The organism is Kineococcus endophyticus, assembly GCF_040796495.1.
Taxonomy (GTDB): Bacteria; Actinomycetota; Actinomycetes; order Actinomycetales; family Kineococcaceae; genus Kineococcus; species Kineococcus endophyticus.
Map to the genome: position 1 here is coordinate 101112 of NZ_JBFNQN010000009.1, position 20157 is coordinate 121268.

Genomic DNA, 20157 nt, shown 5'->3' on the forward strand with positions numbered 1-20157 from the left:
GCCGGACCACGGCGCGGCCGGTGCTAGGGTCTGGACAGGTCATGAGTGACAGCGACAAGCCCTGGCTCGCTGTCCGGCAACCCTCCTCCGCGGTGGGGTGCCCCAGGTGAGGACCTGGCCGGACGACCCCGTCCGGCAAGCGCGGATCAACGGACCCCGTCGATCACGGAGTGCTGCGAGCCGCGCGCCCGCCGAACGACTCCCGGAGTGATCGCGTGTCCAACGCCCCCGCCCTGCCCGACAAGCCCAAGCGCCGTGGCCTCCTCGTCGGCGTCGTCGCCGCGGTCGTCGTGGTCGTCGTGGTCGTCGCCCTCGTCCTGGGCAACCGAGACGACACCACGACCACCGCGGCCGCCGGCGGCGGCGAGGCGAAGACCGTCAAGATCGGTGTCGCCGACGCGTCGCTGAAGTACTGGACGACGTACAAGGAGCTCGCGAAGTCGCAGCTGAACGTCGACGTCGAACTGGTCAACTTCTCCGACTACAGCCAGCCGAACCCGGCGCTGTCGCAGGACCAGCTGGACCTCAACCAGTTCCAGCACATCCAGTACCTCGCGAACTACAACGTCACCTCCGGTGACGACCTGCAGCCCATCGGGGCGACGGCCGTGTACCCGCTGCCGCTGTACTCGCTCACCGCGAAGTCCACCGGTGAACTGCCCGCCGACGCGAAGGTCGCCATCCCGAACGACGCGATCAACGAGGCGCGCGGCCTGCTCGTGCTGCAGAGCGCCGGCCTGGTGACGCTGAAGAACGGCGGGACCGCGTTCTCCAAGGTCAGCGACATCGAGTCGGCCAAGGTCGAGGTGACGACCGTCGCCGCCGACCAGACCGCCTCGGCCCTGCAGTCCGGTTCCGTGGTCGCCGCGATCGTCAACAACAACTACGCCACCAAGGCCAAGCTGCCGACGAGCGACATCATCGTCAAGGACGACCCCAGCGACCCCGCCGCGGCCCCCTACGTCAACATCTTCACCTCCCGCAAGGCGGACACGGGCAACGAGACGTACCTCAAGCTCGCGCAGCTGTGGCACGACCCGGCCGTGCAGGAGGTGTTCCTGGAGGAGAACCCGGGCGCGGTCGTCCAGGACACCTCCGCGGCGGACCTGCAGAAGGAACTGACCGAGGTCGAGGCCGACGCGAAGGCCGCCTCGGGCAAGTGAGCACGCTCATCTCGCTGACGGACGTCAGCAAGACCTTCGACCGTCGTGGCGGCAGCACCGTCACGGCGGTCGACGGCGTCTCCCTCGACGTCGCCGAGGGCGAGGTCCTCGCCGTCATCGGGTACTCCGGCGCCGGGAAGTCCACCCTGGTCCGGCTCATCAACGCGCTCGAGAAGCCGACGTCGGGCAGCGTCCGCGTCGCCGGCCAGGACCTGACGACGCTGTCGGAGGGGGAACTGCGCTCGGCGCGTTCCCGCATCGGCATGATCTTCCAGCAGTTCAACCTGTTCCGGTCCCGGACCGTCGCCGGGAACGTCGCGTACCCGCTGAAGGTCGCGGGAGTCGCGAAGGCCGAGCGCGACCGGCGCACCGCCGAACTGCTCGACTTCGTCGGCCTGCTCGACCGCGCGCACGCCTACCCCGAGCAGTTGTCGGGCGGGCAGAAGCAGCGGGTCGGCATCGCCCGCGCCCTCGCGACGAACCCGCCGCTGCTGCTGTGCGACGAGGCGACGAGCGCGCTGGACCCCGAGACGACGACCGAGGTGCTGTCGCTGCTGCGACGCGTCAACACCGAACTCGGCGTCACCATCGTCGTCATCACCCACGAGATGGAGGCCGTCCGGCAGATCGCCGACCGCGTCGCCGTGATGGAACAGGGCCGGGTCGTCGAGGTCGGGGACGTCTACGACGTCTTCTCGTACCCGAAGACCCCTGCGGCGCAGCGCTTCGTGCGCAGCGCGACGCACGACCGCCCCTCGGCCGACACGGTCGCGCGGTTGCGGTCCCACCACCCGGGCCGCCTCGTGAGCGTCCGCATCACCGACGAGCCCGGCCTGCAGCAGCGCATCGACTCCGCCTTCCGGCAGCAGGGGGTCACCGCCGAACTCGTGTACGGCGGGGTCTCGGAGATCCGCGAGCGCCGGGTGGGTTCGCTCACCTACGAACTGACCGGTGCCCCCGGATCCGTCGAGGCGGCGCTCTCGGCGTTGCAGTCGGCCGGCATCCACACGGACGAGGAGGCCTGAGCGTGGACTTCAGCGGATTCCTCGAAACGATCGACGTCTTCAAGACCGCGATCTGGCAGACCCTGCTCATGTCGGTCGTCTCGCTCATCGCCTCCGGCGTGATCGGGCTCGTCCTCGGCACGGCGCTGTACGCCACCCGGCCGGGGAACCTGTACGGCAACCGGTTCGTGTTCGGGGTGATCGGGTTCGTCGTGAACCTCGTCCGCCCGATCCCGTTCGTCATCTTCCTCGCGGCGATCACCCCCCTGCAGATCGCCGCCGTGGGGACGACGATCGGCACCTCGGCGGTCACGTTCGCCATCTCGCTGGCGGCGGCGTTCGCCGTGGCCCGGATCGTCGAACAGAGCCTCGTCGGTGTCGACCCCGGTGTCGTGGAGGCCGCCCGCGCCGTCGGCGCGTCCCGGATGTCCATCCTCGTCGGCGTCGTCATCCCCGAGGGGCTCGGGCCGCTCATCCTCGGCTACACGTTCATCTTCATCGGGATCGTGGACATGACGGCGCAGGCCGGTCTGGTCGGCGGCGGTGGGCTCGGGGACTACGCCATCAGCTACGGCAAGCAGCAGTACGACTACGGGATCATCTACGTCGCCGTGGCCGCCATCATCGTCATCGTGCAGGTGGGCCAGGTCGTCGGCAACCGCCTCGCGCGCGGGGTCATGCGGCGCTGACCCAGCACCGGCTCACGGCGCCGGGTCCGGCCGACCGGCCGGGCCCGGCGCCGTCGTCGTGCGGGGCCCCTTCCCCGCCGCCCGGCCCGCCGGGCGATCCGACGGCGCGTCCTGGGCCGCCGCCCGCGGGGCGGGCTCCGGACCGGCAGGGTGGGGTTCGACGGGCTTCGCGGGCACGGGCTTCGGAGGCACTGGCTCCGGGTTCGCCGACGTCTGCGGAACCGGTTTCCTCGCGGCCGGGTCCTCCGCAGCCGGTTTCTGCGGAGCCGGTTTCTGCGGAGCCGGCTTCTGCGGAGCCGGCTTCTGCGGAGCCGACTCCCGAGGAGCCGGTGCCCGCCCGATCGGACCCGGCTGCCCCGTGCTCGGGGTCGAGGGTTCCGAGGGCTCGCCCGTGGTGCCGCCGGTCTCCGGGACCACGACGCCGGTGGGCGTCCCCGTCGCGGCCACGGGGGTCTCGGGGACCGTGGCCGGGGACGTGGCCGGGGACGTGGCCGGGGACGTGGTGACGCTCGCGGCCGGAACGTCCGTGGGCGTCCCCCCGGGGGCGAGCGGCGCCCCCGAGGGCGTCGGCACGCCCGTCGGGACTGCGCGGGACGGGGAGACCGGGGCGGTCGTGGGGACCGGACCCGGCCGCGCACCGGCACCGTCGTCGGTCGACGTGGCGGTCCGCGACCCCACGACCGGTGCCGGAGCCACGGCCTGCGCCCCGCCCGCTCCGACGCCCACCCCCACACCTGCCGCCAGCACCACGCTCAGGACGTGACCGCCGGAGGTCTGCGCGACGGTCGAGGCCGTCGAGAGCGCCTGCGCGGGAACGGCGCCGAGACCGGGGAGCGCGGCGAGCAGGGTGGCGGGGCCGGCCACGAGACGGAGCCGCCCGATGCCCACCGAGAGGAACGCGCGCACGACGTCGGGGTCGAACTGCCCCCCGGCGCAGCGCGTGATCTCCTGGCGGGCCTGCCTGGCCGACAGGGGCTTCTCGTACGAGCGCGCCGAGGTGATGACGTCGTAGGTGTCCGCCACCGCGATGACGCGCGCGGCCAGGGAGACGTCGGTGCCGGCGAGTCCACGCGGGTACCCGCCTCCGTCCCAGCGTTCGTGGTGCTGCTCGACCCCGTCGAGCCAGTCCCCCAGCCAGCCGCGCAACGGTTCGACGAGCCGGCCACCGTGCGCGGGGTGCCCCTGCAGCACGGCCCACTCCTGCTCGCTCGGCCGGCCCGCGCCGTTGATGACCTCCACGGGCACCCCGACCTTGCCGACGTCGTGCAGCAGGGCGGCCCAACTGAGCCGGGCGACGTCGTCCCGGGACAGGCCCAGTTCGCGCCCGATGAGGGCGGCGTACGCCTGGACGCGCTCACCGTGGGCGCGCGTGCGGTCGTCGTGGGCGGCCAGGGCACCGACGAGGCCGAGCACGAGGTGGGCCGGGTCGCCGGCGGGCACCCGGCCGTCCCGCAGGTTCTGGGGGGACCAGGTACGGCGGGCCACGGCGAACCGGCTCGGGACGCGGTCGGGCAGCACGAGGCTCAGGCGCAGCAGCGACGCCAGCGGGAGCAACCTGCGCAGGTGGCGGGCGCAGACCACGAGCACCGCGGAGGAGACGGCGACGACGGCGAGCAGCCAGACGGCGGCCGGGACCCCGAGGTGCCGCGGCGGGACCCAGTGCGCCGCAGCGGCTCCCACCGCGGCGGCGAAGACGACCGGCCCGAGGGCGACGACGGCCCGCACGAGGAGGGCGAGCACCGGACGCGGGCGCCACGTCGCGCCGTCGCCGTCGTAGTTCTGGGTGGGGCCACTGGACACGGCGAGAGCGTCGGCCCACCCACCCGCCGCATTGAGGAGCGAGTCCCGTCATTCACCCGACCGGTCGTGCGCCGGGGACACCACCGCCCTCAGGGACACACCACCCGCCAGACGTCGGCGTGCATCTCGAAGCGCTCCGACGTCTGGTGGTCGGTGACCTCACCGTCGGAGTTCAGCCGGAACGTGCCCGACTCGGCGGTGATCTCGACGACCTTCCCGGCCGCCGTCGTGACGTCCTGGCGTTCGACGTGCACCCCGCGGCGCAGCCCCGCCGCGAACCCGAGCCGGGCCAGCGGACCCGTGGACGTGCTCACCACGACGTCGGCCACCCCGTCGTGCGGGTCGGCGCCGGGCACGAGCGGGGCGCCGCCGCCGATCGTCCCGCCGATGCCGATGCCCACCATGAGGACGGGTTCGGGACCCGGCGCCACGACGTTCCCGTCGACCTCGACGCGCAGCCGGAACCCCCGGCCCGCGCTGATCCCCGCCCACGCGGCCCCCACGGGGTACGCGAGCGCCTTCAGCCCCTTCTTCAGCCGCTGCGCCTTGGCGGTGGCGGACGCGCCGATCCCGGCGTGGACGGTGTTGACGGTGATGCGGTCGTGGGAGTCGACGAGCAGTTCGAGCCCGCGCGGCCGGCCCGTGGTGACGAGCCGGGCGGCGGCGACGGGGTCGAGCGGGAGCCGCAGCGAGCGCGCCAGGTCGTTGCCCGTGCCGAGCGGCACGATGCCCAGGGGGCCGACCTCCCACGTCTGCCGCGCGTCCCACAGCAGTTGCAACGCGGCGTGCAGCGAGCCGTCCCCGCCCATGAGGACGACGCGGCGCCCGTCCGCGCCCAGGAGGGCCTCGCGCAGCTCGTCGAGGCTGCCGGTGCGGCGCAGTTCGACGTCGCCGGCCCGGCCCAGTTCCCCGACGACCGCGTCGACGGCGTCGGCCCTGGCGGATCCGGCCCCCGCGTTGACGAGGGCGAGGAAGCTCTGGTCGTCCTGGTCGCTCACGCGGGGGTCAACGCCCGGCACGCCCACCGGGTGCCGCCCGTGGCGCGGGTCACAGGGGGTTCCAGGTGCCGTCGTGGCCGAGGACCTCGCCCCGGCCGTCCCACCGGTAGACCGACCGGCCGCCGAGGACGACGTGCAGCGCGCGGGACATGACGTCGAGGGGGTCGCCGGACCAGACGACGACGTCCCCGTCGAGGCCGGGGGCCAGCGACCCCACGCGGTCGTCCAGGCCCAGGATGCGCGCGGGGTTGAGGGTCAGGGCGCGCAACGCCTCGTCGGGGTCCATCCCCTCCTTGACCGCGAAGGCCGCCGAGACGGGCAGGTACTGGATCGGCACCACGGGGTGGTCGGTCGTCAGCGCGACCTGCAGCCCGGCGCCGGCGAGCAGGCCCGGCACCGCGAGCGAGCGGTTGCGCAGCTCCGGCTTCGAGCGCGACGTGAGCAGCGGCCCGACGACGGCGGGCAGCCCGCGCTCGCGCAGCAGGTCCAGGACGAGGTGCCCCTCGGTGACGTGGTTGAGGACGAGCCGGTAACCGAACTCGTCGGCGAGGCGGACCGCGGTGGCGATGTCGTCGGCGCGGTGGGCGTGCTGGTGCCACAGCAGCTCCCCGGCCAGCACGCGGGCCAGGACCTCCGCGTCCCGGTCCGTCCCCGTCACCGGGCCCGGCTCCCCGCCGTCGGCCTGCGCACGGTCCCGCTCGAGGGTGAAGCGCTGCGCCGCAGCGAAGGCGTCGCGCAGCGCGGCCGCGACACCCATCCGCGTCCCCGGCCCCTTCCCGCCCGAGGAGTTCTTCTTGGGGTTCTCCCCCAGCGCGCTCTTCACGCCCAGCGGCGCGCGCAGCAGCATCGCGTCGACCGTGGGACCCCAGGTCTTCAGCGCGCTCGTCTGGCCCCCGACGACTCCGGCGGACCCCGGCAGCACGGCGACCGTCGTGACGCCCGCACCGAGGGCGTCGGCGAACCCCCGGTCGGCGGGGTCGACGCCGTCCCACGTCCGCAGCCGGGCGCCGCGGGGTTCGCCCTTCTCGTTGACATCGGCGCCGTGCCACCCCTCGCCCTCGGCGTGCACGCCGAGGTGGGTGTGGGGGTCGACGAAGCCCGGCAGGACCCAGCGGCCGGTGGCGTCGACGACGGGCACGCCCGCGGGCACCGGGACGTCGGGGCCGACGGCGACGATGCGCCCGTCCCGGACGAGGACCGTCCCGCGGACGGAGCCACCGCGCCACCGCGGGTCGAGGGTGCGGACGTCCCCGCCGACGACGGCGACGTCACGCGACCTGGTCCGGTCCTGGGGGGCGCTCACGGCGGTCACTGTCGCAGCCCCGCGGTGGTGGCGCCCGCCGGTGGTCGGCGTCGGGCGGGTCGCTCAGGCGGTGGCGCTGCCGGCGAGCGCGTCCTCCACGGCCCGCAGGGCCTGCCGGACGAGCCACCGCTCGGCGCGGGCGGAGTCCCACCCGCGGTCGTGCACGAGCAGCGCGTAGCCGCGAAAGCCGAAGTAGAACCACAGGACGTCGAGGACCTCGCGGTGGGCCCCGGGGTGGTCGGTCAGGTCGAGGATGCGGCGCACGCAGCGGTCGACGTCGGCCTCGTACACGCGCCGGACCTCCAGCAACCGGGCGGCGACGGCGGGTTCGTGCGGGGCGGTGGCCAGGACGACCTCGATGACGTCGCCCCACTCGTCGCGCACGCGGCCGACCCCGGCGGACAGCTCGGCCAGGACGTCCTCGACGCGCTCGCAGCGGGCGACCCCCTCGAGCGCCTCCCGCACCGCCGGCGTCGTCGACCACTCCTGCACGAGTTCGAACAGCAACCCCTGCTTGCCACCCGTCGTGGCGTAGACCGTGGCCGGGGCGACGCCGGCGACGCGGGCGATCTGCTCGACCGTCGTGGTGAAGTAGCCCTGCTCGGCGAACAGCGTCCGGGCCGCGGCGACGACGGCGCTGCGCTTGGCGCGGGCGACCTCGGCGCGGCGGCCGTCGGGCGGCAGGGGCACGTCCAAGAGGTTACCCGACGCACCGATCCGTTGCGCCGCAGCCGGACCTGACGTGACGTGACGGTTTCGCCGGAGTTGCACTCCGGCGAAGTCGTCGGCGAGGATCGCGCACGGCTGGGTCACAGCCGCCGGGGGGGAGGACGGACGCGTGCGGATCGGGGTCGCGGAGACGGTCGTCCGGGGGCTGCGCGGTCGCGTCCCCGACGAGCGCGTCGTCCACGCCCCCGAAGCCCTCGACGTGGCCTGCCGCGTGCTCAACGCCGCCGTCGGGACCCGCCCCGCCGTCCTCGTGCGCTGCCGGGACGCCGCCGACGTGCAGCTCGCCGTCCGGGCCGCCCGTGACACCGGGCTGCCGCTGTCCGTGCTCGGCCGGGGCCACGACTGGGCCGGGCGCTCCCTCGTCGCCGACGGGCTCGTCCTGGACGTGCGGGACCTGCGCTCGGTCGTGGTCGACCCCGGGACGCGGACCGCGCGGGTGGGCGGCGGGGTGAGCAGCCTCGACGTCGCCGCGGCGAGCGCCGTCCACGGACTCGCCCCCGTCACGGGGTGGCGCGGGGACGCCGGTCTCGTCGGCCTCAGCCTCGGCGGCGGGTACGGGCCGCTGGCCGGACGGGCGGGGCTGGCCGCCGACAACCTGCTCGGCGCGCTCGTCGTGCTCGCCGACGGCACGTGCGTGGACACCGACGAGGACCCGGACCTGCTCTGGGCGTTGCGGGGCGGGGGCGGCAACTTCGGCGTCGTCGTGCAGGCCCGGTTCGCGCTGCACCCCCTGCGGGTGCTGGTCGGCGGGACGACCGTGTACCCGTGGACGCAGGCACCCACCGTGCTCGCGGGCCTGTCGGACCTCCTGGCCGCCGCGCCGGACGAGCTGACCGTGCGCTCCGGGGTGCGCCGGGACCGCACCGGGGAGCCCGTCGTCGTCGTCCAGCCCGTCTGGTCCGGCGACCCCGCGGCCTGGACCTCCCGGCCCGGCCCCGTGCCGGAGCTGGCCGCTCTCGGCACGCCCTCCTGCAGCGACGTCGCACCCGTGACGCTCACGTCCCTGCTCGGCGACGAGGACCGCGCCCTCCCGGCCGCCGGAGCACGTCGGCACGAACTGGTGCGCACCCGCACGCTGGACCGGCTCGACGCCGCCGCGGCGAAGGCGCTGCTGGAGGCCGGGACGGCCCTGACGTCCCCCCACTCGCGCGTGTGGCTGCACCACTTCCACGGCGCCGCCGACCGCGTCGACCCCGCCTCCTCCGCCCTGCCGCTGCGCCGCCCACACCTGGTCGCCGAGATCGTCGCCGGCTGGGAGGAGGCCGGTCGCGGGGCGCTGCACCGGGCATGGGCGGACCGCGCCAGTTCCCGGCTGTCCTGGACGGCGCTGGGCGGTGGGAACGTCAACCTGCTGTGCTGCGAGGAACCCGACCGGATCGCCGACGCCTACGGACCCAACGCCGTGCGGCTGCTCGAGTTGAAGACGCGGTACGACCCCGACGACGTCTTCCGTGCCACCCCTCTGCCCACCCAGGAGCCGGTCGACCCTGTGTGTCGTCTGGAGGTGAGCCAGGAACAGGGTTAGCCTCGGGCCCACGCTGACGAGGAGGTCACGATGGCTGAGCCCGACGTCCCCCGCGGGACCGCGCCCGACCCGTACGAGGAGGTGCGGACCTCCCCGGAGTTCCAGGCACTGCGCCGCCGCTTCCGCCGGTTCGTGCTCCCCCTGGCCGCGCTGTTCCTCGTCTGGTACGCGGTCTACGTGCTGCTGGCCGACTACGCGCACGGGTTCATGAGCACCCGGCTGGGCGACTCGAACATCACCGTCGGCCTGCTGTTCGGCCTCGGGCAGTTCGTGTCCACGTTCGTCATCACGACGGTGTACGTCCGCTGGGCGAACCGCCGGTTCGACCCGGCCGCGCAGGCCCTGCGGGAGCGGGTCGAGAACGCGTCCCTCCAGAGCACCCACGACCGGGAGGCCCGTCCGTGACCGACATCGGCGAACCCCTCGTCAACATCGCCATCTTCGCCGCGTTCGTCGTGGTGACCCTCGCGGTCGTCCTGCGCGCGAGCAGGAACAACAGGACGGCGGCGGACTTCTACGCCGGCGGGCGCTCGTTCACCGGGCCGCAGAACGGTGTCGCCATCGCCGGGGACTACCTCTCGGCGGCGAGCTTCCTCGGGATCGCCGGGGCGATCGCCGTGTACGGGTACGACGGTTTCCTCTACTCCATCGGGTTCCTCGTCGCGTGGCTGGTCGCGCTGCTGCTCGTGGCCGAACTGCTGCGCAACACCGGCCGGTTCACGATGGCCGACGTCCTGAGCTTCCGGCTCAAGGAACGGCCGGTGCGCCTGGCCGCGGCCGTCTCGACGCTGGCGGTGTCGTTCTTCTACCTGCTCGCGCAGATGGCCGGGGCCGGCGGGCTCGTCGCGCTGCTGCTCGGGATCGACTCCGCCGCAGGACAGAACGTCGTCATCGCCGTCGTCGGCGCACTGATGATCCTCTACGTCCTCATCGGCGGGATGAAGGGCACGACGTGGGTGCAGATCATCAAGGCCTGCCTGCTCGTCGCCGGGGCCGGGGCGATGACGGTGTGGGTGCTGGCGCGCTACGGGTTCAACCTCTCCGACCTGCTCGGTGCGGCCGTCGCCGCGCCCGGTTCCGCCGGGGAGGCGCTGCTCGGGCCGGGGGCGCAGTACGGCGCGACCGGGACCTCGCAGCTGAACTTCCTCTCGCTCTCGCTCGCGCTCGTCCTCGGCACGGCCGGTCTGCCGCACGTCCTCATGCGGTTCTACACCGTGCCCACGTCGAAGGAGGCCCGCCGCAGCGTCGTGTGGGCCATCTGGATCATCGGGTTCTTCTACCTGTTCACCCTCGTCCTCGGGTACGGCGCCGGCGCCCTCGTCGGCAAGGAGGCGATCCTCGCCGCCCCCGGCAAGGTGAACTCCGCGGCGCCGCTGCTGGCCTACGAACTCGGCGGGACGATCCTGCTGGGCGTCATCGCGGCCGTCGCGTTCGCGACGATCCTCGCCGTCGTCGCGGGGCTGGCGATCACCGCCAGCGCCTCCTTCGCGCACGACGTCTACGCCTCGGTCATCAAGCGGGGGAAGGTCGAACCCGGCGCCGAGGTCCGGGTCGCCCGGATCACCGTCGTCGTCATCGGCGCCGTCGCGATCGTCGGCGGGATCTTTGCCAACGGCCAGAACGTGGCGTTCCTCGTGGCGCTCGCCTTCGCCGTGGCCGCCAGCGCGAACCTGCCGACGATCCTCTACTCGCTGTTCTGGCCGCGGTTCACGACCCGCGGGGCGCTGTGGAGCATGTACGGCGGGCTGGTCTCCTGCCTCGTCCTCATCGCCTCCTCCCCCGTCGTGTCCGGGAAGGTCGACCCGGCCACGGGGGCCTCGCTGTCCATGATCCGCGACACCTCGGTCGACTTCTCCTGGTTCCCGCTCGAGAACCCGGGTCTGGTGACGATCCCGCTCGCGTTCTTCCTCGGCTGGCTCGGGTCGGTCACCGGCAGGGAGCGCGGGAACGAGCGGCGGGCCGCGGAGATGGAGGTCCGCAGCCTCACCGGCGCGGGGGCGGAGAAGGCGGTGGAGCACTGAGCGGGCGACGGCTACGACGCTGAAACGTCTCAGGGCAACGTGGGGATCGTCACGCATCGTGAACGTGACTACGGAGCGTGTTTGAGGGATGGTTTCGTTCGCCCGAACGGGTGAGCGAAACGCGCCGTCGCGACGGTGCGTGCGTGGTGGTCCGCCCCCCGGGTCCACCCCCACCCGTCCCTCTCGAGCTCTGAGGACCCATGACCCCACGTCTCCCCCGCACCACTCTCCTCCCCCTCGCGGCCGTCGTCGCGCTCGCCCTCCCCTTCACCGCGACCGTCGAGCCGGCGTCCGCTGCGTCCCGGGAAGCGGTCACGATGCCGGCCGGCGGTCCCTTCAGCGCCGGCACCGCCTGGCGGCTCGACGTCCGCGACGCCCCGGTCGCCGACCGCTCCCGCGGCATGGTCGCGAACGTCGCGCGTCAGACGGCCGAACGGTACGGCGGGGTCGCCGCCTTCAACGTCGACCAGTACACGACGAGCTTCTACACCGTCCCGGCCGGCCAGCGGCGCGTCGACGTGAAGTGGACCAACTGCCAGTCCATGTCCTTCACCCCCACCGGCCTGCTCGGCAGCGGCGGGCAGTTCTCGGACGTCCCGGTGCCGGCGGACGCGGTCCCGGCCGCCGGGAACGACGGCCAGCTGACGGTGTACTCCCCGTCCACCGACCAGCTCTGGGAGTTCTGGCAGGCCGAGCGCGTCGGTTCCCACTGGCAGGCCTGCTGGGGCGGGCGCATCGACCACGTCTCCCGCAGTCAGGGACGCTTCTCGGGCACCTTCGGCGCCAGTGCCAGCGGCCTGGCCGTCTCGGGCGGGACCATCGGCATCGACGAGGTGCGCCGCGGGTCCATCGACCACGCGATCGCCCTGTCGCTGCCTGAGATGGGCCGGGGCACGAGCTACCCCGCCTCGCGCGGCGACGGCTGGGTGAAGGGGGGCGACAGCATCCCCACCGGCACGCGGCTGCGGCTGCCGGCCTCGGTCGACGTGGACGCCCTGGGCCTGCACCCGGTGGCGCGCATGGTGGCCGTGGCGGCGCAGAAGTACGGCTTCATCGTCACCGACACCGGCGGTTGCACCTCCGTCGTCGCCGAGAGCCCCGCCGCCGTGGAGGCGAAGACCGGGAAGGACCCCTGGGACCAGCTGCTCGACGGGACCCCCAACTACAGCGTCATGGCCGGGTTCCCCTGGAAGTCGTTGCAGGCGCTGCCGAAGGACTACGGCAAGCCCTGATCCGGCGGGTCAGCCCCTCCGACGCGCCACGACCTCGTCGTACAGCGTGCGGGAGGGGACCCCACCGCGGTCGGCCGTCACCCTGACGGCGTCCTTGAGCCGGTAGCCGGACGAGACGAGCGCGAGGACCTCCTCGACGAGTTCACCCGGCTGCCGGCTCGGAGCACCGGAGGACCCGGCGACCACCAGGCAGACCTCGCCCCGGACCTCCTCCGCGGCGGCCCACGCGGCCAGCTCCCCCAGGGGCCCCCGCACGACCTCCTCGTACGTCTTCGTCAGCTCCCGGCAGACGGCGGCACTGCGGTCGGGCCCGAAGGCGTCCGCCATCGCGGCGAGCGTGGTGGCCGTCCGGTGCGGGGACTCGAAGAAGACGAGCGTGCGCTCGTCGGCGGCCAGCGCCGCGAAGGTGCGGCTGCGCTCCCCCGGCTTGCGCGGCGCGAAGCCCTCGAAGGCGAAGCGGTCGCTCGGCAGCCCCGAGACCGCGAGCGCCGTCAGCACCGCCGACGGCCCGGGGACGACCGTGACCGGGAGCTCGGCGTCCACGCACGCTCGGACGAGCCGGTAGCCGGGGTCGGAGACCGACGGCATGCCGGCGTCGGTCACCAGGGCGACGGTCGCCCCCGAGCGCACGAGGTCCACCAGCTCCGGGGTCCGCTCGACCTCGTTGTGCTCGTGGTAGCTCAGGACCTTGCCCTGCGGGGCGATCCCGAGCGTCGATGCGAGCCGGCGCAGGCGGCGGGTGTCCTCGGCCGCGACGACGTCGGCGGTGGTCAGCAGGTCCACCAGGCGCGTCGTCGCGTCGCCGGCGTTGCCGATGGGCGTCCCCGCGAGCACGAGACGACCCGGGGTCCGCTGCGCATCCACCCGCGCCATCGTGCCGCACGGGGTCGCCCCCGCCCGCCTCAGGTCCGCGGCAGGTAGGGCACGAAGGCGTCGGCGAGGCGCCGCGCCGCGGTCGCGCTGAGGTGGCTGTGGTCGCGGTAGACGAGTGTGTCCCCCAGGACGACGGGGCAGCTCCCCTCGCTGCACAGCCAGCTCGTGGAGTCGGCGTAGGCCGCCCCGAGGTCGGCTGCGGCGCGTTCCACCGCCTCCCGGCGACGCGGGTGGTTGAGCGCACGGGCCTCCTCGACGGCGCAGGCCGAGGCGTCGTCGAGGTGCCGTGCGACGCAGCGCGGCACGTCGTCACCGGGGTAGGGGGTGTCGCCCAGGACGAGGACGGCGCTGCCGCTCGAGCGCAGGTCCTCCACCGTGCTGCGGACACCGCGGTCCCAGGCCGCCACCGCCGCGTCCTCGTCGCCGGTCGCGTCCGAGGAGACGATGCCGGACGTGACGACGAGGTCGGGACGGAGGACGCCCACCTCGGCCACGACGGCGTCCCGCCAGGCGTAGCACTCGTGGTAGTCGCGGCCGAGGCTGGACTGCACGACGTCGAGGTCGTAGACGGGGCACCCCGACTTGGTGAAGCTCAGGACCCGGTACCCCTGCGAACGGCCGACCTCGTCGAGGGCCGGCAGCCACTGGTAGGCGTGGGAGTCGCCGACGAGGACGAGGGTGCGCGAGGCGGTGACGTCGCCGAAGGCGCAGGCCGCCCCCGGCGTCGGCCGCGGTGCGGTCTCCTCGAACCCGACGTGGCAGCTGACGCCGTCGACGGGACTGGCAGACGGCTTGTCCTCCGACGCACCGTCGAGACCGGGGGCGAGGTTGGCCGGGACGGCGCGTGCGACGAGCCCGGCGTTCAGGGTGGCGACGCTCCCGTCACCCGCCAGGACAGGGGCCGCCGCGGCCGGTCCGTCACCACGGGTGGTGGTGGACGTGGCCGAGGCCAGACCCGTGACGGCCAGCAGGAGGACCGAGGCGACGGCGGCCGCAGCCAGGGGGCGCACCCGCCCGCGCAACCGGGGGCTGCGCCGGGACGGGTCCTCCACCAGCACGAGGGTCGCCTGCGCCAGGGCGAGCGTGGCGGCCGCGACGACCAGCCCGACGACGAGGGAGGGCTCGAGGTCCAGGACCGCGGGGACCAGCAGCAGCGCCGGCCAGTGCCAGAGGTACCAGCCGTAGGAGACCCGGCCGATGCGCTGCGCTGCAGGGCGTCCGAGGAGGTGCCGCTCGACCGGGGTGGCCCCGGGACTCCCGGCGAGGATCACCAGCGCCGTCCCGAGCACGGGCAGCAGCGCCGTGGGACCGGGGAAGCGGGTGCCGTCGTCGTAGAGGACCGCGGAGGCCACGACGCAGGCGAGGCCGACGGCCGCGGCCCCGGAGAGGACGAGGCCCACCACCGGCAGGTCCCGGACGGCGCGGACGCGACGGACGAGCGCCGGGCCGGCGAAGGCGACGACGGCGCCCGCCCCCAGTTCCCAGGCGCGAGCGGGCAGCAGGAAGTACGCGTAGGGCTGGGCGACGTCGAGGAGCCAGGCGCTGCAGAGGAAGGAGAGCAGGCTCAGGACGCCGGTGGCGACGGCCGCCACGAGTCGGGGCCGCGCGGTCCCGCGCGCCACCGAGCGTGTCACGCGTGCCCCGAGCCACCACACCAGCAGCAGGACCACCGGCCACAGGGCGTAGAACTGCTCCTCCACGCCGAGCGACCAGTAGTGCTGCAGCACGGACGGTTCCGCGTTGGCCTGGTAGTCCACCCCCTGGAGGGCGAGCCGGACGTTCATGGCGAAGAGGGCCGTCCACCGGGCGTCGGCGAAGGTCGCGCGCGTCTCCACGGGCGGCAGCAGCAGCCAGCTCACCACGACGGTGACCAGCAGCACGAGCAGTGAGAGCGGCAGGAGGCGCCGGACACGACGGCCGTAGAAGGCGGCCAGGGACAGCCGCCCGGTCCGTTCCAGCTCCGACACCAGGTGGGTCGTGATGAGGAAGCCCGAGATGACGAAGAAGACGTCGACGCCGACGAAACCGCCGGTCAGCCCGGGGACGCCTGCGTGGTACAAGACGACCAGGAGCACGGCGACGGCACGCAGGCCCTCGATGTCGGGCCGGAACTTCCGCCCCGCGGCGGCCTCGGGGACGCCGCCCACGGTCACGCCCAGTCCCGACGTCGACGTCGCCTGGGCGGTCCCGCCAGGTCGGCGCACCAGGTCAGCCACGGGCCGGCCCCTGCTGTGCGGGCACCCGGACGCCACTGGACGCGGGCAGCAGGCAACCCCTCAAGACCATCCGCATGGGACGCAGAGTAGCGACTTCTAGACGCCCCGTGGCGCCGTGTGAGCTACCGCACCTCCCCGGGGCCGCCGGGCGTCGCGGCGACACGGCAGGGCGCCGTCGTGTCCCGTCACCTGGCGTCACGGGGGCAGGCGCGCCTGGTGCACACGAGTGCTCTGCGCGGAGGGCGACTGAAGGTCCGGCCCGGGTGTCCCGATGGGTTCAGTGCTGCCCGAACCCTGTCGTCACTGGAGGCCTGCTCATGCTCCGCCGTCTGCCCGTCGCGCTCACGCTCGCCACGTCCGCCGTCGTCGCCCTCTCCGCGAGCGCCGCCACCAGTGCCATCGCCGCCCCCGCCGCATCCGTTACAAGCACCACGGAGAGCGCGGTCCTGGCCCGCACGATGCCGGCCGGCGGGGTGTTCTCGCAGGGCACCGCGTGGCGTCTGGACGTCAGCAAGGCCCCCAAGAACGCCAACTCCGCCGCCATGGTCAAGAACGTGGCGGCGCAGACCGCGGCGCAGTACGGCGGCGTCGCGGCCTTCAACGCCTACCAGTACTCCACGAGCGTGTACACGGTCTCGTCGAGCACCCCCAAGGTGGACGTCAAGTGGAACAACTGCCAGGGCAAGTCGTGGACCCCGGCTGGACTGCTGGGTCCCGGTGGGCAGTTCACGCAGGTGCCGATCCCGGTCGACGCCGTGCCCGCCAAGGGCAGCGACAGCCAGCTGACCATCTACTCCCCCAGCACCGACCAGCTGTGGGAGTTCTGGGTGACCAAGAAGGTCGACGGTGTCTGGAGCGCCTGCTGGGGCGGGCGCATCGACGGGGTCTCCTACAGCCAGGGGTACTTCCAGGACGGATTCGGGGCCAGCGCGAGCGGGCTCGCCGTGGCGGGCGGGACCGTCGGCATCAAGGACGTGCAGTCCGGCGCGATCGACCACGCCCTCGCGCTGCACATCCCCACCCCCGGGACGTGGAAGGAGTTCAGCTACCCCGCGCAGCGCAGTGACGGCTACGACACGTCGGCGGCGCGCGTCCCGGAGGGAACGCGTCTGCGTCTCGACCCGAGCATCGACGTCGACTCCCTCGCCCTGCACCCCGTCGCGAAGATGATCGCCAAGGCGGCGCAGAAGTACGGCTTCATCGTGACCGACAAGGCCGGCTGCACCGCTGTCGTCGCCGAGAGCCCTGCCGCGGCGATCGCGGCGACCGGCGTGGACCCGTGGAAGGCCCTGCTGGGCAGCACCCCCAGCTACTCGGTGATGAAGAACTTCCCCTGGGACAAGCTCCAGGCGCTGCCGAAGGACTACGGCAAGCCGTCTGCGCCCACCGGTGCCGGTGACGGCGCCACGCCCACCCCGACGACCACCGTCGGCCCGATCAGCAAGTACGCCTCGGACACCGCCTACCGCGTGCTGCGCAACGGGTGGGGGCCGGTCGAGAAGGACCGCAGCAACGGCGAGCAGGCCGCCGGGGACGGCAAGGCGCTGAAGGTCGGCGGGACCACCTACGCCAAGGGTTTCGGGGTCCACGCCTCCTCCGAGATCGTCGTGCCGGTCAACGGCGCCAAGACCTTCTCCTCGAAGGTCGGGCTCGACGCCGAGGTCGGGACGCGCGGCAGCGTGCAGTTCCAGGTGTGGAACGGCGGCAAGAAGCTCGCGGACAGCGGACTCGTCCGCGGCGGAGAGGCCGCTCGCACGATCGTGGCCGACGTGAGCGGGGTGTCCGAGATCCGCCTCGTGGTCACCGACGGCGGCAACGGCGTCTCGGGCGACCACGCCGACTGGGCGAACGCGGGCTTCTCGTCCTGAGCTGGAGCGGGTGGGGTCAGGCGGGCGAGGAGGCGGTGTCCCCGTCCCCGGGTGACCGCAGCCGCGGCCAGCGCGCGCCGAGCACGAGGGCTCGCCCCCAGGCCGACCGGCGCGCGAGCAGTTCCACGAGGATCCCCACGGCGATGCCCGCGCACAGGCCGAGCAGCACGTTCACCGTGACGCTCGTGATGCCGAGGCGCTCGAGGACCATCCGCGCGGCGGACGTCCCGAAGACGTGGCAGGTGTAGATGGAGAACGAGAACCCACCGATGACCGCGAGGGGTTTGACGGTCCGCCGCACGAGGAGCAGCGACAGGCAGGCGGTCACCCCGAGGGCGGAACTCAGGAGCGCGTGCCGTTCAGGCAGGCGGTCGACCCAGCCCTGCAGCCCGAACTGCGACCAGACGCCGAGTGCGACGGCGAGCGCGACGACACCGCCGCGCACGGGCAGCGGCGCACTGCGGAAGGAGAAACGCCGCGCCGCGACGCCGGCCAGCACGAAGGGCAGGAGGAACAGGGCGTCGCGCAGTCCGAGGAGGTTCGTCGGCGTGGGCACCACGGCATCGGCGACCACCGCCGCGACCACCGCGGCCACCATCGGCAGACGCCTGTCGAGGAGGCCGAAGCGGTCCGCGAGGCCGAGCAGGACGAAGACCCAGAAGATCGCCTCGAGGAACCAGAAGTGGGCCACGGGCAGGACGTGCCAGAGGTACCAGGGAGTTTGGCCGACGCCGTTCACCCCGCCGTCGGTCGCCTCCCCGGCCGAACCGCGCACGAGGGCGAAGACGGTTCCGACGACCAGCATGGGCACGAGGAGACGGCGGGCCTTGCCCTGGACGAACTGCGGCCAGCCGTCCCGCAGGGGTCGCATGGCGTAGACGTAGCCCGACAGGAAGCTGAACAGGGGCATGCGCACGTACACGACCGAGTCGACCAGGTAGGACCATGGGTTGTCCGGCGGGAGGCGGAGTCCGTCCCCCGGCCCGCCACCACGGACGTGGTAGAGGACGACGAGGAGGCAGGCGAGGCCGCGCAGGGTGTCGACGGACGCGTCGCGCCCCGGCGGGACGACGAGCAGGCGCCCGGTGGCGCGCATCTTCTCGGCAACGGTCACGGGGGCCTCCGGGTCGGGTCGATGTCGACGTCATTCCGGGCACCGTCGCCTCCGGGCGCGAAGCTACACCACCCTGACGGCGCACAACCAGCGCCGAGAGTGACGACGCATCACGGACCGCTTCGCCCGACACGCCGTGAAACACGCTGTTAACGTGCGCCCATGGAGCTCAACGACCAGTTCCTCGTCTCGGCAGGTGCACGGCCGCACCCCGACGGGTGGCTGGTGGCGCAGGCCGGCCGGTGGACCCTCGCGAGCAGCCCCACCCTCCCGGTCACCCCCCTCCTCGACGAGCACGGGGCGACGGCGGGCTGGCTGCTGGGGTGGGTCGTGGCGCCGGACGGGGAGTTCCTGCACCAGCGCCCCACCCTCCCCCTGGGCGAGGTCGTGGCCCCCGACGGTGACGTCGAGGAACGTCTGTACCGCTTCGCGGGTCGCTGGGCGTGCGTGCTGCTGTCGGGCCGCCCGCGGGTCCACCTGGACCCGGCCGGGTCGCTGGCTGCGGTGTACTCCGAGCAGGAGGAAGCGGTCGCGTCCACCACGACGGTCCTCCACCACGGCGACCGCGCACTCGGCGAGCGGTTCGGGCGTCGGACGTTGCCGCCGGGCCAGTTCTTCCCCGCCGGCCTGACCAACGAGCCCAAGGTGCACCGGGTCCTGCCGAACCACCTGCTCGACCTCGAGACCTGGCAGACGCGGCGGCACTGGCCGCCGGCCCCCGTCGAGCGGGTCGACGACCGCGACACCGAGGCGGTGGCCGACCGGCAGCGCGCCATCGCCGACGGCGTGCGGCTCACCATCGAGTCGATCGCCGCGCACCACCGCGTCCTGCTCCCGCTCACGGCCGGTCGCGACAGCCGACTGCTCGCCGCTGCGGCTCACCGCGTGCTGGACCGGTGCACCTTCGTCGTGTTCGCCTACGACGACCAGCGCGCCTCGGACCTGGCCTTCGCGCGCGGGGCCGCGCGCAGGTTCGACCTCGACCTGCGGGTCCTGCCGCCCGAACCCGTCGACGAGCGGGCGGCGCGCACCTACCTCGACCGGGTCGGGTACGACGCCAACGAGGGGAAGGCCGGCGACTTCATGCTCGCCGCCGGACGACTCCCCCTCGACCACGCGTGGCTGACCGGTTTCGCCGCAGAGGTGGGTCGCGGCGAGTACTGGAAGGCGAGCGACCTGCCGCGCAACCCCTCGGCGGACGAACTCGTGCAGCTGGTGCGGTTGCGCCCCGAGCCCGCGTACCGCGACGCGCTGGAGACGTGGCGAGCCGGGACCCCGCACCAGGACGTCGAGGAGCTGCTCGACCTCGCCTACCTCGAGATGCGGGTGGGGTGCTGGGCCAGCCCGCAGCTGTACGGCGCCGCGCCCTTCACCCTGAGCACGATCCCGGTCAACCGACGGGACGTCTTCAGCGCGATGCTGCAGCTGCCGACCGCCCTGCGCGCCGCCCAGCGGACGGCGCCGGCTGCGACGGCTCTGAACTGGCCCGAGCTCGCGCGGCTGCCGTACGGCCGGGCTCCGGGCCTGCGCGGTGCGCCGGACGCCCTGGCCCGCGGAGCCCAGCGGGTGCGCGACGGGGCCGCGCTGGGCACCCGGCTGCGCAGGGCGCTGCGGCGCTGACC

The 20157-nt window shown here is 73.7% G+C and carries 16 protein-coding genes and 1 riboswitch; of the genes, 9 read left to right on the top strand and 7 right to left on the bottom strand.

The features are described from left to right. Nucleotides 1-37: 37 nt before the first annotated feature. Nucleotides 38-148: riboswitch (SAM riboswitch) on the top strand. Between the two features lie 67 nt (nucleotides 149-215). From AB1207_RS14075 to AB1207_RS14085, 3 genes are all read left to right on the top strand, one after another. After that, nucleotides 216-1163 carry a MetQ/NlpA family ABC transporter substrate-binding protein gene (locus tag AB1207_RS14075; protein ID WP_367639011.1) on the top strand — a complete coding sequence of 316 codons (948 nt, stop codon included), beginning with the start codon at nucleotides 216-218 and terminating at the stop codon, nucleotides 1161-1163. Continuing rightward, the gene (locus tag AB1207_RS14080) at nucleotides 1160-2188 is read left to right on the top strand and encodes a methionine ABC transporter ATP-binding protein (protein ID WP_367639012.1); all 1029 of its coding nucleotides are present in this window, start codon (nucleotides 1160-1162) and stop codon (nucleotides 2186-2188) included. The genes AB1207_RS14075 and AB1207_RS14080 overlap by 4 nt, the downstream gene beginning before the upstream one ends. A 68-nt stretch (nucleotides 2189-2256) precedes the next feature. Then, nucleotides 2257-2856 carry a methionine ABC transporter permease gene (locus AB1207_RS14085; RefSeq protein ID WP_367639133.1) on the top strand — a complete coding sequence of 200 codons (600 nt, stop codon included), beginning with the start codon at nucleotides 2257-2259 and terminating at the stop codon, nucleotides 2854-2856. Nucleotides 2857-2868: 12 nt separating this feature from the next. Here AB1207_RS14085 and AB1207_RS14090 read toward each other — a convergent pair whose 3' ends face one another. The 4 genes from AB1207_RS14090 to AB1207_RS14105 form a co-directional block, all read right to left on the bottom strand. Continuing rightward, nucleotides 2869-4656: an HD-GYP domain-containing protein gene (locus AB1207_RS14090; RefSeq protein WP_367639013.1), complete on the bottom strand. Its 1788-nt coding sequence runs from the start codon at nucleotides 4654-4656 to the stop codon at nucleotides 2869-2871. A gap of 89 nt (nucleotides 4657-4745) precedes the next feature. Continuing rightward, on the bottom strand, nucleotides 4746-5654 hold the full coding sequence (locus AB1207_RS14095; RefSeq protein WP_367639014.1) for a diacylglycerol/lipid kinase family protein: 909 nt from the start codon (nucleotides 5652-5654) through the stop codon (nucleotides 4746-4748). Between the two features lie 49 nt (nucleotides 5655-5703). Then, the gene (locus AB1207_RS14100; protein ID WP_367639015.1) at nucleotides 5704-6957 is read right to left on the bottom strand and encodes an amidohydrolase; all 1254 of its coding nucleotides are present in this window, start codon (nucleotides 6955-6957) and stop codon (nucleotides 5704-5706) included. A gap of 63 nt (nucleotides 6958-7020) precedes the next feature. Next, the gene (locus tag AB1207_RS14105; protein ID WP_367639016.1) at nucleotides 7021-7647 is read right to left on the bottom strand and encodes a TetR/AcrR family transcriptional regulator; all 627 of its coding nucleotides are present in this window, start codon (nucleotides 7645-7647) and stop codon (nucleotides 7021-7023) included. 148 nt (nucleotides 7648-7795) lie between these two features. Here AB1207_RS14105 and AB1207_RS14110 point away from each other — a divergent pair, with 148 nt between their 5' ends. The 4 genes from AB1207_RS14110 (at nucleotide 7796) to AB1207_RS14125 (ending at nucleotide 12464) form a co-directional block, all read left to right on the top strand. Beyond that, entirely contained in the window at nucleotides 7796-9211 is a 1416-nt protein-coding gene (locus AB1207_RS14110) for an FAD-binding oxidoreductase (RefSeq protein WP_367639017.1), read from the top strand. A gap of 30 nt (nucleotides 9212-9241) precedes the next feature. After that, nucleotides 9242-9616: a DUF485 domain-containing protein gene (locus tag AB1207_RS14115; RefSeq protein ID WP_367639018.1), complete on the top strand. Its 375-nt coding sequence runs from the start codon at nucleotides 9242-9244 to the stop codon at nucleotides 9614-9616. Beyond that, nucleotides 9613-11232, top strand: coding sequence for a monocarboxylic acid transporter (locus AB1207_RS14120; RefSeq protein ID WP_367639019.1), 1620 nt, complete (start codon nucleotides 9613-9615; stop codon nucleotides 11230-11232). Before AB1207_RS14115 ends, AB1207_RS14120 begins: the two co-directional genes overlap by 4 nt. A 200-nt stretch (nucleotides 11233-11432) precedes the next feature. Then, nucleotides 11433-12464 (top strand): hypothetical protein, encoded by a 1032-nt coding sequence (locus tag AB1207_RS14125; RefSeq protein WP_367639020.1) that lies wholly within the window; start codon nucleotides 11433-11435, stop codon nucleotides 12462-12464. Between the two features lie 9 nt (nucleotides 12465-12473). On the opposite strand, the gene rsmI is transcribed toward AB1207_RS14125, so the two are convergent. Both rsmI and AB1207_RS14135 read right to left on the bottom strand, forming a co-directional pair. After that, nucleotides 12474-13337 carry a 16S rRNA (cytidine(1402)-2'-O)-methyltransferase gene (rsmI, locus tag AB1207_RS14130; RefSeq protein ID WP_437178943.1) on the bottom strand — a complete coding sequence of 288 codons (864 nt, stop codon included), beginning with the start codon at nucleotides 13335-13337 and terminating at the stop codon, nucleotides 12474-12476. 29 nt (nucleotides 13338-13366) lie between these two features. Further along, nucleotides 13367-15553 (bottom strand): acyltransferase family protein, encoded by a 2187-nt coding sequence (locus AB1207_RS14135; protein WP_367639022.1) that lies wholly within the window; start codon nucleotides 15551-15553, stop codon nucleotides 13367-13369. Nucleotides 15554-15870: 317 nt separating this feature from the next. Here AB1207_RS14135 and AB1207_RS14140 point away from each other — a divergent pair, with 317 nt between their 5' ends. Further along, on the top strand, nucleotides 15871-17421 hold the full coding sequence (locus tag AB1207_RS14140; protein WP_367639023.1) for an NPCBM/NEW2 domain-containing protein: 1551 nt from the start codon (nucleotides 15871-15873) through the stop codon (nucleotides 17419-17421). A 16-nt stretch (nucleotides 17422-17437) separates the two neighbouring features. Here the strand turns inward: AB1207_RS14140 and AB1207_RS14145 are convergent, their stop codons facing one another. Beyond that, on the bottom strand, nucleotides 17438-18535 hold the full coding sequence (locus tag AB1207_RS14145) for an acyltransferase family protein (RefSeq protein WP_367639024.1): 1098 nt from the start codon (nucleotides 18533-18535) through the stop codon (nucleotides 17438-17440). 162 nt (nucleotides 18536-18697) lie between these two features. On the opposite strand from AB1207_RS14145, the gene AB1207_RS14150 reads away from it, so the two are divergent. Next, nucleotides 18698-20155: an asparagine synthetase B family protein gene (locus AB1207_RS14150; RefSeq protein ID WP_367639025.1), complete on the top strand. Its 1458-nt coding sequence runs from the start codon at nucleotides 18698-18700 to the stop codon at nucleotides 20153-20155. Nucleotides 20156-20157: the final 2 nt, after the last annotated feature.